The organism is Cytobacillus purgationiresistens (assembly GCF_030813235.1).
In the GTDB taxonomy this organism is placed as follows: Bacteria; Bacillota; Bacilli; order Bacillales; family Cytobacillaceae; genus Cytobacillus; species Cytobacillus purgationiresistens.
The window spans coordinates 34,800-50,861 of the sequence record NZ_JAUSUB010000035.1; the positions used below are offsets into that span (position 1 = coordinate 34,800).

A 16,062-nucleotide genomic window follows, 5' to 3' on the forward strand; every position below is an offset into this window, starting at 1 on the left:
CTATCCCCTTTACTTGATTTTTTGACTAATGCCATACCAAATGAGATCCATCTGTGATGAAGTCTTTGCTGTTGCCTGAAACACTCTGCCTGTTACATCTCTCCATGTACGTTCTTCGGCGCTGATAGGTACAATTCCTTTGGTTATATCTGTTCCAATGAGAATCACCTTGCGAAGAGGGTGGCTCTTCTCCCATAGCTGCCAATCTTGCAGGATGTTCTGCCATCTTTGTAATGCATCTTTTTCACCGTACTCAAGCCAATCCTTTACCCAATATTCTATTCCTTCAAAAACAATGACACCATTCTCATGTGTTCTCTCTAAACTATTCGGTATCGCACTTCCGCGATAGGCAGAAATCCATATCCCATTCGATTTGGTTATTCCGTATTGTTTACAAACCCATTTGGATTTACCGTTAAAGGCACCTCCTGTAATAAAATGCATGTATCTCCCCTCCTTAAACCTTCCAGGGTAAAAGTCAGTTCGTAGCCTTGAGCAAAAGGAACCTGCCATTCCCAAAAGTCTTTCTTACTTGATGCAAATCGCGTTAACAGATGACGAATGACCCCTCCATGTGTGACAAACGCTGCTCGCACTGCCCCTTTTTCAATCATATGCTGGATCGCTATAGACCAGCCTTCATCCACTCTTTTTGTAAAGTCTATAAAAGATTCCCCTTCAGGAGGTGTAGCGGTCTGCCAGGCATCGAGCCAGCGCTGATAACTGACATCGTCCTTCAACTGAAGAAAATTCTTTCCTTCCCAATGGCCAAAATTCATTTCTCGCAGGTGCTTTAACTTTATGGGTTCTTGATTTGGAAACAGTCTAGTGCTCGTTGCCACACATCTGCCCAGGTCACTTGAAAAAATATGTTCATAGGCACTTTTTTCTTCCCGGATGTTTTTTGATTCCGAAGAACAAAGAGGTGAATCTGTCCACCCTAAGTAAGCGCGCTGTTTGTTCGCTTCAGTTAGCCCATGACGATATAATGCAATAACCACAGTGTCATCCATAAGACCAACTCCACCCCCTCTACACTGGCACCTAGTACATCTCCAGTCATGCCGCCAAACCACTTCTTGATTTTATGCCGCAAAAACAGGAGTGACATGATCGCAATAAGAATGAAAAGGGCTATTGCCAGCAATGCTCCTTGAAGGAAAAGCGAAGCGGTTGCAATCAATAAAATTAAATAAACAGGATAGATCCATAATGTTTTTTTCATTGCCGCTTCTTTAAACATCGTACCTAATCCATCTTGCTTAGCTGCGTCTACATTGATGAGCAAAATCCCCATCACCATTCGGCTGAAAAATGGAATGAGCGCAATCAAAAAGAAAGTGATCGGCACAATCATTTGCGAAATTTCATAAATAAACAGGAATTTAGCACTTAGCAGGACAATTACGGATAAAACGCCAAATGCACCAGTTCGCGGGTCCTTCATGATTTCAAGCCTTTTCTCCTTATCACGATAAGAAAAGAATGCATCGCTTGAATCCATCCAGCCATCCAAATGGATACCACCCGTGATAATAATGGCGGCTAGCCATAACACAAATACTGCTGTTAGGTCTGAAAATGGGAGCCATTGCCAAAATGCGTAAAAGAGCGCGGCGTAAATGAAGCCTTGCAGCAACCCCAAAATCGGAAATGTTTTTATTGCTTTCTCTAAATGGGGTTTATCCATCGGCAATTCAAGCGGGATAGGGATGGCAGTGAAGAATTGAATATTAATAAGCAGACCCTTCAGCCATTTCATCGGTCCATCTCACCATGATTCATGATTGACTTCAAAGCATCCCAATTAATATGGTTGAGAAAGTGAAAAGCAAGCTCATCATATTTTTCATCTTTAAGGTCGCTAATGTGAACCACTTCTTGCTGGCCAAATCCCTTACTTTTCCTTAGCCTATTCAGCCACCAGTTTCTCCACTGATCATGATGAAAAATGTGGTGCATATAGGTGCCAATGATTTTCCCCTCGTGGGCAAAGTAGCCTTCCTCTTCTCCATGATCAAGGGTAATAAAACGCTCCCCTTCAACTTCGCTATCTAGCACCGTCTCTCCCAGGTGAATTTCATAGCCGCTGATTGGCTGGTCAAATGTCAATCTTGTATTGATATGCATAACACCCTGACTTCTGATGGTTGTTTTCTTAGGCAAGAAGGTCGTAACAGCTGGAATTAATCCGATTCCTAATTCCACTGCTTCTTCATTTCCCGTATCTGTACCAAACGGGTCAAGAAGCTGTTCACCTAACATCTGATATCCGCCACAGATGCCAGCGATGTATCCTCCCCTTGCTGCAAACTCCTTCAGCCAAAGATCAAAGCCCTCTTGTTTTAAAAAACGAAGATCACTTATCGTACTCTTTGTACCTGGTAAGATGACAGCGTCTGGTGTACCTATATCCGCTAAACGGCTCACCCAACGAATCGAGACATCTTCTTCAAAATAAAAGGGCTCAACATCGGTATAATTGGATATGTAAGGGGGCTTAATGACAACAATTTGAATGGGTTTATCCGGCCTATTAAGTGATGGTGGAATTGATAATGAGTCCTCTCCATCAATCATATGATTGTCCATAAAAGGCAAAACACCAAGCACCGGTATACCGCATCTTTCTTCCAGCCAGTTCAAACCATCATCAAATAAGGAAAGGTCTCCACGAAATTTATTGATGATCAGGCCCTTTACTCGCACTCTTTCTTCTGGCGAGAGCAGCTCCAAGGTGCCTATAATACTTGCAAAAACACCACCCCTATCAATATCGGCAACGAGGATAACCGGTATATCCGCTAATTCTGCGACCTTCATATTGACAAGTTCTTTATCTTTTAAATTGATTTCTACTGGAGATCCAGCTCCCTCCATCACGATCCATTCGAATCGTTCGCCTAAATGTGCTAACGAAGTCTGAATCGCCTCTAAGCCTTTATGATAAAAAGTCTCTCGATAGCCTCTGCCTGAGAGCGTTTTAGTCGCTTCTCCAAATAGAACTACTTCTGAGGATGCATCGGTTCTTGGTTTCAATAATATCGGATTCATCCACACAGTCGCGTTTGTTTTTGCCGCCTCTGCCTGGATTCCCTGCGCCCTTCCAATCTCTTTACCATCAGCAGTCACATAGGAGTTATTGGACATATTCTGCGATTTAAACGGCGATACAGATAAGCCCTCGTTAGCCAATACCCTGCATATGGCTGTAGCGATTAAGCTTTTACCGACATCTGAGGAAGTGCCTTGGACCATTACCCCTTTCACGTGACCTGTCCCCCTTTCATTTGCAGCGGAATTCCTGCCTCTACAAGATACGCTTGATCAGCCAAACTCGTAACAAACTGATGCAGTTCCCCTAATGTTTTTCCATAAGCCATAACAAGTTCGTTATTTCCCAAAGGGTCATTCAACACTTCATTGCTAACGACAATAAGCGTATGGCATTGGGATAATATTTGAATAATTCCTTCCTTGATCTCATACATTACTTCGTACTGATACTCAGGATCATTCAAGCTATTCCCGCGAAAAAATTCATTGTTTAGTAAAGTCGTTAAACAATCCAGAAGAATAATATCCCCATGTTGAAAAGAAGTAGAAAGCTTCGTTAATTCGGTTGGCTGCTCCCAAGTTTTCCATTCATATCCGCTATTTGCACGATCTTCTTGATGCCGCTTAATTCTAAGGTCCATTTCGTTGTCACTTGCCTGACCAGCTGCGATATAATGAAGCCGCCCGTTAGTCAGATTCGCAATGTCTGCAGCCAGCTCTTCTGCAAAGCTGCTCTTACCGCTGCGTACACCGCCGCTAATAAAAATTAATTGCCTCGCCATTCTGCCATAGCCTCCATTAATTGTCTATTTTCCTTTGGGGACTTAATGGCAAAGCGCAGCCAATTCCCCTCACATCCTCGAAAATTCATCGTATGCCGAGGGATCATTCCTTTTTCCAGCAAAAATTGAAATAAGGGTCTCTGATCATCCTTTAGACCATCTTGTAATAAATAGAAATTTGTCTGAGAGGGAGAGACGTTAAAATCATTCTGCTGATAGAATGAGAACAACTTAGCTCTCTCTTCATCTATTAACGTTCTCGTCTTTTCTATAAACTCTTCCTCGTCTAAACACCATTCTCCTGCCTTTAATGCGATAGCATTGATGCTCCAATGAGGCTGATACGATTTCAGCTCTTGAATGATGCGCGCGTTTGCTATTAAATAACCGAGTCTCAGACCAGCAATGGCAAACATCTTGGTCATTGAACGAACGATAAGCAACCGAGGATATTCATTAATGAGTGCAACAATCGGCTCATACGTTGAGACAAAATCATAAAAAGCCTCATCAACAATCAAATAGCAATCATTGTCACAGCAAGCTTGCAGTAGATGAATGATTTGTTCTCTAGCAAAATACACACCTGTTGGATTTTGTGGATTAGTGATAAAAAGCGCATCCATCTGTGCCAGCTTGGAAGCCAATTCATCCTCATTCAGTTTCCATTCATTCGCTTGTAATTGAAAGTATTCAACGGCACATCCATTTACCCTGCATGCCTCTTCATATTCCGCAAAAGCAGGTTGAATAATCAGCGCACGTTTTCCAGCCAGCAGCCTGCCAATTAAGGAAATGATCTCAGCGCCGCCATTGCCAATCAGCAATTGCGAAGGGATGACTCCCTCCTTTTCCGCAAGACTTTTAGTCATAGATAGCGCATGCGGATCTGGATAATCTGTAATAAGGGGAAGAAGCTCCGCCCACTTCTCTTTCAAATTGGACGGTGGCCCCAGCGGATTAATATTGGTGCTGAAGTCAATCGTTTGATGAGGCATTGGAAGGTTGAGAGCTTCGTATATATATTGTGGATTAGACCCATGAACTGGCCACTTCAATGACAATCCCTCCCATCCATAATAAAAATATGTATACAGGAACTGTGCGGGTTACAATTTCATTCGCTTGTAAAATATGATTCTTTTCAAGCACATCGAGAGGGTCTCCCATTGTTGCCCGGTTGGAAATGACACCTTGGTAGGTGTTGATTCCACCTAATTGGATGCCTAACAATGATGCGATTGCCGCTTCACCCCATCCACTATTTGGGCTCGGATGCTTTTTCGCATCACGCATAACAATTTTCCATGCTTCCCGCTTTTTGTAGAAAAGAGGCTTGTTCACCGCCATCATGCATGCAGAAGTTAATCTGCTCGGAATCCAGTTGACCACATCATCTAAACGGGCAGAAGCTGAACCAAACTCTTCATATTTTGCATTGCGGTAGCCTACCATGGAATCACATGTATTAATGGCACGATACATGATTGCTAATGGCGCACCGCCTATTAATGCCCAGAATAATGGAGCCGTGATGCCATCACTCGTGTTTTCAGCAACTGTTTCAACTGTTCCTCGAACGATTTCGGGTTCAGCCAGCTTATCTGTATCTCTTCCAACGATATAAGACAGCCGCCTTCTCGCTTCGTTTATATCTCCACTTTTTAAGGGCACATATACATCAAGTGCCGCCTCTTTTAAGCTTTTTTGAGCAATAGCTGTTGAAATAACAATGGCTTCTATTAGAACGCCTGCCACTGGGTGAAGAAAATAAAAGAAGCCGATGAACAGGTAGGTTAATCCTCCAGCAGCAAGCAGGACAGTTATTAACATTAATAACCCTTTTCCTTTTTTGTTCTTTCCATGATTCAAGCCTTTTTCTAAACGGGCTATCAATGTACCCATCCACTTGACAGGATGAGGCCATTTAGGCGGATCACCAATAATCAAGTCTATAAAAAACGCCAATGTTATGGCTAGTAAATGATTAAAAATCATAAGTTCTTTTTCCTTTTCGTGCTTTTATTGATCGCTTCAACTGCACACTCATACACACCTTTGCCAATCATTTTTCCAAGAGGTGTAATCGTCCCTGCAAATTCAAGCTTATGTCCCCTTTGCGTGGCCGCAATTAAAATACTGTCAGTCGATGTTCCAGTTGCAATCGTCTTTGTGACAGCATCTTCTATTGTTAAATCAACCATTGCCTTTGCCTTCGCTTCAGTTGCCGTCATGATACTCTGTATAAAAGCTTCTTCGGTTAATTCCCCATTAACAAACACCCAAGTATTGATGGTACCAGGAATCAATTGCGAGCAATGTGCGCCACTCATTGAAGCATCTACTGCATTGCCTACACCAGCCGTCACAACAATCAAAGCGGAAAAATGATTCTCTTCATAAAAATGATAGCAAGCATCTTCTAGGAAAACAGCTGTCATCATCCCTACTGTCTGAGATGGCTCGAACCCCTTCTCTCTCAAGTAAGTCGCCATTTCCGCCCGATGATCTTCACATCGATAGTTTTTGTTCACATGGCGATTGACAAACGTATCGTTCCATCCTATACCTGCACCGACTACTCCCGAAGACATTGTCCGAAGCGGGACCGTAGATGTTAAGGCGATATATTCAGAGGAAAACTTTAATAAGGAGTCATCAATTAGGACTCGTCCTTCTTTCTCTTCATCACGATCTCGCAAAAGAACGATTTGCGGAGCCGGCACTTTTGGATGCGGCTGCTTTTGCACTTGTGTACGAAAGATTTGCCGTATTCTTTCTTCTTGAAGCACTTCATTCGGCTGATCATTGATTTGTATTTTCCCTTTATCCATTAAGAGAATCTGATCGCAATACAATCCAGCCAAGTTGAGATCATGGAAAATAGAAACCACTGTTAAACCGCTGTTTTCCGTCCATTCCTTCAACAAATCGAGCAATTCTTTTTGGTAGGAAAGGTCTAAATGGTTTGTTGGTTCGTCTAGTAATAATATTTCTGGCTCTTGTGCCAGTGCCTGAGCGAGGAAGACACGCTGTCTCTCTCCGCCCGATAACTCAGGAATTTGATGGTTTTCAAAATGACTGATACCTGTTTGAGCCATTACACGCTGCACAATGGCTTCATCTTCGTCTGACCATGATTGAAACCAGCCTTTCTGATGGGCATATCTGCCAAGTGAAACGGTTTCCTTCACTGTATAAGAAAAGCTTTGCTGTGAGTGCTGGGAAAGCACCGCGATTGTTTTCGCCAGCTCTTTCGCAGAGTACTGCTTGATCGGTTTTCCTTTCAGAAGGACTTGCCCAGAGGAGTAGGGAAGAATGCCGCTTAACATTTTTAACAACGTTGTCTTCCCGCTTCCATTTGGTCCCAATATGCCGAATAGCTGACTTTTTTCAATTTCAAAGGTGATATCCTCAATCACAGGCTTACTCGCATATCCACCTGTTAACTTTTCAATACTATACATATTTAACCTCTTCTTTCCACTCTTCTCTTCATAAGTATCATCGCAAACACTGGTGCACCAATGAGTGCTGTAATCACACCTATAGGAAGTTCGGTTGGGGAAATGATCGTACGGGCAACAAGATCAGCCAAGATGAGGAATCCCCCTCCTGTCATGATTGAAAGCGGAAGCAAATGTAAATGGTCTGGCCCCCATAGTAATCTTGTTAAATGCGGAATCACCAGACCAACAAAACCAATCGTTCCTGATACTGCTACAGCCGCACCTGTCAAAATAGAACCAGCAAATAATATGACCATTTTTCGCCTTTGTACATTTACACCAATATGCTGTGCCCGCTCTTCTCCAAAGGACATGGCATTCAACTCGCGGCTATTGGCAAGTAATATCACTGATCCTATCAAGAAGAATGGCAGAATGATTTTGATATATTCCCATCCTCGCATGGACACGCTTCCGAGTAGCCAGCCAATGATTTGCCGTAATTCGTCCCCCGTAAGCGCAATCATAAGAGAAATAAAAGCGCCTAAAAAAGAACTGAAAATGATTCCAGTAAGTATAATCGTCTCCACCTTCATCGAACGATCAATTTGACGCGCAAAGATCAATACGACAAAGATCGTAACGAAAGCAAATAAAATGCTGAGTAACGGCAATGTAAACGCTCCAGCAAAAGGAATAGAAATTCCGAAGAAAAGCGTCAGTACTGCTCCTACAGATGCACCTGAGGAAACACCTAATGTGTAAGGGTCTGCAAGCGGATTCCTTAATAAACCTTGAAAGGCAGCACCTGCAATCGCAAGTGATGCCCCAACAATTCCAGCTAATATCACCCTAGGTAGCCTGATATTCATCACAATATTCGCATGCATCGGGTCGATTTCTCCACTTGGAGCTAACCGAAAAATTTCTGATCCTATGATTTTCACGATATCTAAAGCGGGTACAGATACCGTTCCAATTGAAATACCCATTAACATGGTAATAATCAGGAATATAAATGCCGTTAAATACGCAACACCTTTATTATTTAAAAACTTCCGGGTAAATTGCTTTAGCAAGCTCCTCTACTCCTTCAATGAGCCTCGGGCCTGTGCGTGTAACCTTATCAGAATGTACATCTATCACTTGCTCATTTTTTATCGCCGTGACATCTTGCCAGCCATTGCGATTTAATACTTGTCCCTCAGCATTCTCTGTATAATAACCATATGTTGTAATAATCACTTCCGGATTTCTCTCAATCACTGATTCCTCATCCAATTTTGGCCAGCCCTCTTCCGTAACTACATTATCGGCCTGTATAAGCTGAAGCATATTATTTAAAAAGGTTTCTTGTCCCACTGCATAAATCTCAGGCGCCGGTGAAATCTCAACAAACACTGTTTTTCTATCTTCAGGCAAAATACTTTTCGCTTTTTCTTCAACTTCTACAAGTCTATCCTTCAATTGTTTAATAAGCTCTTCCGCCTTTTCCTTCTCCCCTGCAGCAGTTCCTATCATCGTAATGGATTCAAACACTTCGTCAAAGCTAGCCGCATCATTAACTACCAGGACTGTAATCCCAGAATCTCTTAATTGCTGGAGCCCCGCTTCGCCATTATGCGCACTTGAATTATGGGCAAGCACGAGATCAGGACTTAAAGAAATAATTTTCTCTACATTGAACTCTTGACCGCCTATTTTCTCTTTATCATTTGCTTCATCAGGATAATTATCAAAATCGGATACACCAACAATTTCATCGCCTAATCCTAATTCAAAGGCGATTTCTGTATTACTTGGTATTAATGAAACAATTTTTTCTGGCTTATTCTCAATAACAATCTCCCGGTCTTGGGCATCTGTTATCGTAGTTGGAAACGCGGATTGTTCCTGCTGATTTCCTTCTTGTTTATTATCTTCTGTCTCTTGTGCTTCATTACCACAGCCAGCGAGTACAGCTCCTGCAAGCAATAACACAATAAATAATCGATAAAGTTTTTTCATCCTTCATTCAACCCCCAAAAATAAATAAAAAACATCCCCAAGTTGATACGGAGATGTTTGGATGTCATAAATAAAAATAACCATAATGACCTTAACAAACACCTCCTATCCTCGTAGGTTTAATGGTGCTTTAAGATCAGGCAGGTCTCCTGACTCATGGATAATCGTGTCTCCTGCACCTTCCCATACATTTGTACAGTGGCATTATGGCAGTTGACTACCCATTTACAGTGGCGGGACCGTGTTGGCTTTTCACCAACTTCCCTATTAAGTCATAAAAAGAATCTCTTTTTTTATTGACACCTGATCTTGTAAAAATATGAAATTTTCTGTCTGTTTTATTATATACTACCTAAAGCGATAAAGCATCTATCTATTTCCAGCACTAACAGCTAACAATTTGCCATTCCTTCGTCTTTTTATCCAATATTAGTTTTGCTTCACATTGGTTTTGAGCAGAAGTCACTTCAAATTCTTCATACATATCGTCCATATTTGCAAAATCACCAATTGTCCATAGCGGAATACTGATTCTCGACCGTGTATGTTCACAATTATTTAGTGAAATCACCATGCCTTCTTTCATTAATTTCTTTAATGAAAGAAGTAAATCCTTGGGCACAGCCGGATAGGATTTCTTTTTCTTTAACCCGAGCAAAGACTTTTCAACCTTCATTTGCTCCAATTTCCCTGGAATGACATCACCTAGCATTTGGTAAAAGTCATTAAAATCACGATAAAAAACCTTGTTGAACCAACCGTCATCATGTGCTAAATAAACGAATCGGTTTCTTATATAATTATAAAAGGGTTTGCGCAAATGCTCCTTGGTATGCCCTAAATACAGAAGTTCAGCAATGACTTGCCCTGGAAGTTCATTCAAAGATTCCTCCTCTTCAAAATCAATCCAGCAAAAATCACCATATCCATAGACATCATCTTCTGCTAACTTTTTCAGGTCATCCCGAGAAACATATTCGAACATTGTGTGCATATTGATATCACCCTCTTCAAAATGATGTTTCAAAAGAAGAAGGTTATTCATTGAATCTGACAACGAATAAGTAAATTCGGTAAATTCTATGCCATAGGAAATGACATATTGATCCTGTTCATTTAAAAGAATGTAGATGAGATCTCGAATACTATGATTTCTCTTTTTCAATTTAGAAACCTCCGAATGCATAATAAAAAGACGTGTCTTTAGCTCAATCCACTATTCATCATATATTCATTGTAGTGAAAAATGCTAGTCACAAACTTTAGAGCTATAAAATTATTTTCTTAGTATAGGATTTAACTCATAAAAAAGAGGGTAGTTTTTATAAAAAAACACTCTCTAAGAACAAGCTATCTTTGAAAAAAGCTGAAATACCACTATTTTTAATGTATCCTTACATCTTCTTTATTTTAACAAATAGAATGTGAAATAGGTTATTAAAAAAACATTACAATTTCCCCATTCCATTTCCATACACAGACATTTTTATTACAAAAATATTCATTTTTCATTTTTGATTTTTTTTAACATAATCCATTATTATTTATGCAGAACAATGGTAAGATAAGCGTGTGGCATCACGATGAGTATAAACACCTGTAACCAATGAAGATTCAGCTATAAATCATGTTGCATTAGAAACCTGCAAAAGCGCCTTTCTTCATAGTAAGATGACACCTATTTCGGCAGAAAGGACGTGAGAATTTTGATTCAAAATATGACCGAAAATCAAATCACACTTCTAATTATCAAATCCTTGAAAGAAAATAAGAAAAAGGAATTCGAGCGAATACTAGACGAACTTCAACCATATGATATTGCGCAAGTTTATGATACCCTGCCGGAAAAGCATAAAAAGCGCTTTTTACTATTTATGAATATTGATCGTCTCGCTGACCTTCTTGAAGAACTAAATAAAGAAAAGCAGCTTGAGGTCTTAAATATAATTGAAATTGAACGAACAGGTAAAGTTCTCGATTTAATGGATAACGATGACTTAGCCTTACTACTAGATGACATGTCTCCAGAAAGAATTGCTTCCCTTCTATCTGGAATGAAAAAAAGTGAATCAAAAATCATCCAGGACATGATGAATTACCCGTCTGAAACGGCAGGTAGGCTCATGACCAACCGTTTTGTTTGGATTCGTGATTACTATACTGTCCGAGAAGCGGTTGATAAATTAAAAACCTTTGCAGAATACGCTGAAACCATCAATTATTTGTATGTGATTGATCAAGATAGAAAGCTGGTCGGAGTAGTTTCTTACCGAGATTTACTCATTGCGGAGCCGCTTGATCTTATTCACGATATTATGTATGAGCGCGTCATTTCGGCTAACTTGGCGACTGACCAAGAGGAAGTTGCCAATATGGTACAGAAATATGACTTTCTCGCCATTCCCATTGTGAACGATGATAATGTATTAATGGGAATTGCCACAGTCGATGACTTGATGGATGTCATTGTCCAAGAAGCAAATGAAGATATCGAAAAATTATCCGCATCAGGTAAATCAATTGATTTTGATACAAAGGCTTTTGTTGCCGCCTACAGAAGGCTGCCATGGCTCATTCTGCTTTTATTTATCGGGATTATCTCAGGCAGTATTATCTCAGGCTATGAAGATACATTAGCTCAAGTAGTGGCACTTGCTTTCTTTATGCCGATGATTTCAGGGATGACAGGAAACACGGGAACACAATCACTTGCTGTTGTTGTCCGCGGACTTGTATCAAATGATATTAATAAAAAAGTCGTCACTAACCTGATCTTCCGTGAGCTTGGTGTTGGATTGATCATCGGTCTGACATGCGGCGTCCTCATCTCTCTTATCGCCTACTTTTGGCAAGGCAATGCGGTACTCGGGCTTGTTGTAGGTGTATCATTATTCTTCACCCTAATTATTGGAACTTTATCCGGAGCCATTATTCCACTGATTCTTTATCGCCTGAACATTGATCCAGCTATCGCATCTGGGCCGCTCATCACGACACTAAATGATATTTTCTCACTCATTACTTACTTTGGCATCGCAACAATGTTTATTAAACATCTCATGTAACACACGGGAAAAGAACCCGTGTGTTTTTTTAAAGAAATGGAAACTATTAATCTCCCGCTTTCGTCTAAATAGACAGAAACAGATTTTACAGCTTCGCTTTAATGAAACCCCATTGTAAAAGTGAATCACCTTTGATAGGATAAAACTGTCATTTTTTTGAAAAATAAAATTCGTTTCTTACTCAAATAATATTAACAATACAATGTGTAGGAGCTAGGTGTTTAATTAATGAATCCAAAGAAAAAAGTTGCTGACCGGTTTGACTGGACATTATGTCTGATATTATTTTTATTCTTTTTGGTTAGCTGTGTAGCTATTTATAGCGGGCAAAGAACAGCTCAATATCCCGATAACTTTGTGCTGCAGCAAGTTGTTTTTTATGTCATCGGAATAACTATTATTGCTGTTATTATGTATTTCGATACAGATCAAGTAAAAAGAATGACATGGATTTTGTTTGGAATTGGCGTTGTGCTTCAAGCCGGGCTCTTTATCGCACCTGAAAGCCTTGCATACTCTGTCAAAGGTGCAAAGTTATGGTACAACGGAATTAAGGGTGTCCCATCCATTCAGCCTTCTGAGTTTTTTAAAGTATTCTTAATCCTGGCATTAAGTAAGGTGATTGTTGAGCACACAGAAAAAAATGTAAATAAGAGTTTAAAGACAGATTTCTTTTTATTAATTAAGCTAGGACTTGTTACATCTGTACCGCTAGGGTTAATCATTATTGAGGATTTAGGAACAGCACTTGTAATTATCGCCATATTTACAGGCATTATCCTTGTATCAGGGATTTCATGGAAAATCATTTTCCCGATATACGGTATTGTAGGGGCAGTTGGCGGCACACTGATTTCGCTGATTATTTGGGCTCCTGAATTTTTAAACAAATACCTTGATATAGACCCATACCAAATGAGAAGGATTTATTCATGGCTTGATCCATACACTCATAGACAAGATGACGGGTTGCAGCTCTATAATTCACTTCATGCTATTGGCTCTGGCCTCTTATCCGGGAAGGGATTTAATGATCGGCAAGTCTACATACCGGATGTTCATACCGACTTTATCTTTAGTGTCATTGGTGAAGAATACGGGTTTTTAGGCGCCAGTCTGGTCATCTGCCTTTTCTTTGTCCTGATCTATCATTTAACGAAAACAGCATTAGCTGCAGCTGATCCTTTTAACACCTATGTCTGCGTCGGTGTTATTAGCATGATTACGTTCCATGTCTTCCAAAACATCGGCATGACGATTCAAGTGCTGCCGATTACCGGAATTCCTCTTCCTTTTATTAGCTATGGAGGGAGCTCGCTCATGGGTAATATGATGGCGATGGGATTAATATTTGGGATGCGTTACCATCAAAGAAGTTATATGTTCTCAGATAGTTCCAAATATATTCGTGCATCTTGATGTTGCAAATTCGAAAAAACAACGTATAATATTGAAACAATAACTACAATCACTGACGAAGAGAGTAAGCAAAGAACATTTCCTTTCAGCGAGACAGGGTGGGTGGAAGCCTGTTGAAATCCTTTGCCGAACCGCACTTCTTAGATTCATGGCTGAACAATCCATTAGGCTGTGCCGGACCAATGTTTCCGTTATAAACATTTCTTAAGGGGTCCTTTTGGACAATCAGAGTGGTACCGCGGGTCAATAAAGCTCGTCTCTATTTTTATATAGAGACGGGCTTTTTCTATTTTTTTTGGAGGTGGAAAAGGTGATAGACTTTAAAGAAATTTTCATTAAGCAAATAAGCGACATGACAAGTAAAGAAATACAGGTAAATGACATTCGCCGAGTCATAGAAATTCCTAAGAATAGCGAGCATGGGGATCTTGCCTTTCCATGCTTTATCTTAGCAAAGACTATGAAAATGCCTCCTGCGATCATCGCGAAAGAGCTGGCCAAACAACTTGCCCATCCGTTAATTGAGAAAACGGAAGCAGTGGGTCCTTATCTTAATATATTCTTTGCAAAAAAGAGCGGAAGTGCTCATATTGTAAACAGCGTACTGGAAACTGGGGAGCAATATGGCTGTTCGACAACTGGCAAGGGTAAAACAATCGTCGTCGATTTCTCCTCGCCCAATATAGCAAAACCTTTTTCAATGGGACATCTTCGCTCAGCAGTCATTGGCCAGGCTCTGGCTAATATCGCCGAAAAGCAGGGCTATCAAACCGTCCGAATCAACCATATAGGTGACTGGGGAACACAATTCGGCAAACTCCTCACTGCTTATAAAAAATGGGGAGACTTCGATAAGGTAAAGGAAAGTCCCATTGAGGAACTGTTTAAGCTCTATGTACAGTTTCATGAAGAAGCAAAGGATCATCCAGAGCTGGATGATGAAGCTCGTCTTTGGTTTAAAAAGCTAGAAAACGGAGACGAAGAGGCTGCTGAGCTATGGAGCTGGTTTAGAGCGGACTCGTTAAAGGAGTTTGAACGCATCTATCGCCTATTGAATATCCACTTTGATTCTTATAACGGAGAGGCATTCTATAATGACAAAATGGAGACAGTGGTCAATCGCCTGCAGCAAGAGCAACTCCTCACTATGTCTGATGGAGCCGAAGTTGTTACATTACCTGAGGAAGAACTCCCTCCTTACCTTATTAAAAAATCAGATGGAGCCACACTGTACGCCACTCGTGATTTAGCAGCTGCCATCTACAGGAAGGAAACTTACGCCTTTGATCAAGCATTATATATCGTTGGCCAGGAGCAAACGGTCCACTTTAAACAAATCAAAGCTGTGCTAAAAAGGCTTCACCTGGATTGGTATGAGAAAGTGACACATATCCCCTTTGGATTATATTTGAAGGATGGCAAGAAGATGTCCACTCGTCAAGGCAGGATTATTCTTTTAGAAGACGTCCTTAATGAAGCGATCCAGCAGGCAAGTGCAAATATAGAAGCGAAGAACCCAAGCTTGGAGAATAAGGAGAAGATTGCTCAGTCCGTAGGTATCGGCGCCATCCTCTTCCATGACTTAAAGAATGACCGTATGAATAATATCGAATTCTCATTAAAAGATATGCTTACATTTGAGGGCGAAACTGGACCATATCTTCAATATACACACGCTAGAGCTTGTTCTTTACTCCGAAAAACAGGAGCACTTCCCTTGAGCGAAGCTGGACTAGAGAATGCTTACGCCTGGGAAACGGCAAAATTGTTACAGCAATATCCGAATAAGGTAAAGCAGGCATACAATCAGCTTTCCCCTTCAACCATTGCCAAGCATTTAATTGATGTGGCACAAGCGTTTAATAAATACTATGGAAATGTACGCATATTGGAAAAAGACAATGAATTACAAGAGCGGCTCGCACTCGTAAAAGCTGTAATGATTGTATTAGCTGATGGCATGAAACTCCTGGGAATGGATGCACCGGAAGAAATGTAGAAGTGCTGAAAAATAGTGGTATTTAAAGATAGATGAAACAGTAATACAATCAGTGTTTGGTAGGACAAATTTATTTTGAAGACATTCAGCCTGTAGAGTGTTTTTACTGATTTTATAGGCTGGGTGGAATTCAATTAGACTGTTTATTCTAATTCCCCTTTTTTGTTTTTCCTTACATCTGGGCATTAGTTGCTCCATCTAGTTTACCCTCTTGAGCTTTTCCTCACCATCCGGGCACTAGTTGCTCCATCTAGTTTACCCTCTTGAGCTTTTCCTCACCA

14 protein-coding genes, 1 riboswitch and 1 other annotated feature are annotated in these 16,062 nt (G+C 40.6%); of the genes, 3 read left to right on the plus strand and 11 right to left on the minus strand.

What is annotated here, in order from left to right; genetic code table 11:
• Positions 1-9: 9 nt before the first annotated feature.
• The 11 genes from J2S17_RS24935 to J2S17_RS24985 all read right to left on the minus strand — a co-directional run bounded on the left by J2S17_RS24935 (position 10) and on the right by J2S17_RS24985 (position 10,463).
• On the minus strand, positions 10-447 hold the full coding sequence (locus J2S17_RS24935) for a bifunctional adenosylcobinamide kinase/adenosylcobinamide-phosphate guanylyltransferase (RefSeq protein ID WP_307479082.1): 438 nt from the start codon (positions 445-447) through the stop codon (positions 10-12).
• Positions 381-1,016: a histidine phosphatase family protein gene (locus tag J2S17_RS24940; RefSeq protein WP_307479085.1), complete on the minus strand. Its 636-nt coding sequence runs from the start codon at positions 1,014-1,016 to the stop codon at positions 381-383. The genes J2S17_RS24935 and J2S17_RS24940 overlap by 67 nt, the downstream gene beginning before the upstream one ends.
• Complete coding sequence (cobS, locus tag J2S17_RS24945; protein ID WP_307479088.1) at positions 974-1,765, minus strand: adenosylcobinamide-GDP ribazoletransferase; 792 nt, start codon at positions 1,763-1,765, stop codon at positions 974-976. Before cobS ends, J2S17_RS24940 begins: the two co-directional genes overlap by 43 nt.
• Complete coding sequence (locus J2S17_RS24950; RefSeq protein WP_307479090.1) at positions 1,762-3,273, minus strand: cobyric acid synthase; 1,512 nt, start codon at positions 3,271-3,273, stop codon at positions 1,762-1,764. Before J2S17_RS24950 ends, cobS begins: the two co-directional genes overlap by 4 nt.
• Positions 3,270-3,842: a bifunctional adenosylcobinamide kinase/adenosylcobinamide-phosphate guanylyltransferase gene (locus J2S17_RS24955; protein WP_307479094.1), complete on the minus strand. Its 573-nt coding sequence runs from the start codon at positions 3,840-3,842 to the stop codon at positions 3,270-3,272. Before J2S17_RS24955 ends, J2S17_RS24950 begins: the two co-directional genes overlap by 4 nt.
• Positions 3,827-4,900 (minus strand): threonine-phosphate decarboxylase CobD, encoded by a 1,074-nt coding sequence (gene cobD / locus J2S17_RS24960; protein ID WP_307479096.1) that lies wholly within the window; start codon positions 4,898-4,900, stop codon positions 3,827-3,829. Before cobD ends, J2S17_RS24955 begins: the two co-directional genes overlap by 16 nt.
• Positions 4,875-5,840 (minus strand): adenosylcobinamide-phosphate synthase CbiB, encoded by a 966-nt coding sequence (gene cbiB / locus J2S17_RS24965; protein ID WP_307479098.1) that lies wholly within the window; start codon positions 5,838-5,840, stop codon positions 4,875-4,877. The genes cobD and cbiB overlap by 26 nt, the downstream gene beginning before the upstream one ends.
• Positions 5,837-7,309: a heme ABC transporter ATP-binding protein gene (locus J2S17_RS24970; RefSeq protein ID WP_307479099.1), complete on the minus strand. Its 1,473-nt coding sequence runs from the start codon at positions 7,307-7,309 to the stop codon at positions 5,837-5,839. The genes cbiB and J2S17_RS24970 overlap by 4 nt, the downstream gene beginning before the upstream one ends.
• 2 nt (positions 7,310-7,311) lie before the next feature.
• Entirely contained in the window at positions 7,312-8,289 is a 978-nt protein-coding gene (locus tag J2S17_RS24975) for a FecCD family ABC transporter permease (protein WP_370875121.1), read from the minus strand.
• Between the two features lie 46 nt (positions 8,290-8,335).
• On the minus strand, positions 8,336-9,298 hold the full coding sequence (locus J2S17_RS24980) for an ABC transporter substrate-binding protein (RefSeq protein ID WP_307479106.1): 963 nt from the start codon (positions 9,296-9,298) through the stop codon (positions 8,336-8,338).
• Between the two features lie 122 nt (positions 9,299-9,420).
• A riboswitch (cobalamin riboswitch) is annotated at positions 9,421-9,620 on the minus strand.
• Positions 9,621-9,683: 63 nt separating this feature from the next.
• On the minus strand, positions 9,684-10,463 hold the full coding sequence (locus tag J2S17_RS24985; protein WP_307479109.1) for a hypothetical protein: 780 nt from the start codon (positions 10,461-10,463) through the stop codon (positions 9,684-9,686).
• Positions 10,464-11,004: 541 nt separating this feature from the next.
• On the opposite strand from J2S17_RS24985, the gene mgtE reads away from it, so the two are divergent.
• The 3 genes from mgtE to argS all read left to right on the plus strand — a co-directional run bounded on the left by mgtE (position 11,005) and on the right by argS (position 15,781).
• Positions 11,005-12,363 (plus strand): magnesium transporter, encoded by a 1,359-nt coding sequence (gene mgtE, locus J2S17_RS24990; protein ID WP_307479112.1) that lies wholly within the window; start codon positions 11,005-11,007, stop codon positions 12,361-12,363.
• A 228-nt stretch (positions 12,364-12,591) separates the two neighbouring features.
• The gene (locus tag J2S17_RS24995) at positions 12,592-13,782 is read left to right on the plus strand and encodes an FtsW/RodA/SpoVE family cell cycle protein (RefSeq protein WP_307479114.1); all 1,191 of its coding nucleotides are present in this window, start codon (positions 12,592-12,594) and stop codon (positions 13,780-13,782) included.
• Positions 13,783-13,825: 43 nt separating this feature from the next.
• Positions 13,826-14,046 (plus strand) — a binding site (T-box leader).
• A gap of 49 nt (positions 14,047-14,095) precedes the next feature.
• Positions 14,096-15,781 (plus strand): arginine--tRNA ligase, encoded by a 1,686-nt coding sequence (argS, locus tag J2S17_RS25000; RefSeq protein ID WP_307479125.1) that lies wholly within the window; start codon positions 14,096-14,098, stop codon positions 15,779-15,781.
• Positions 15,782-16,062 lie beyond the last annotated feature (281 nt).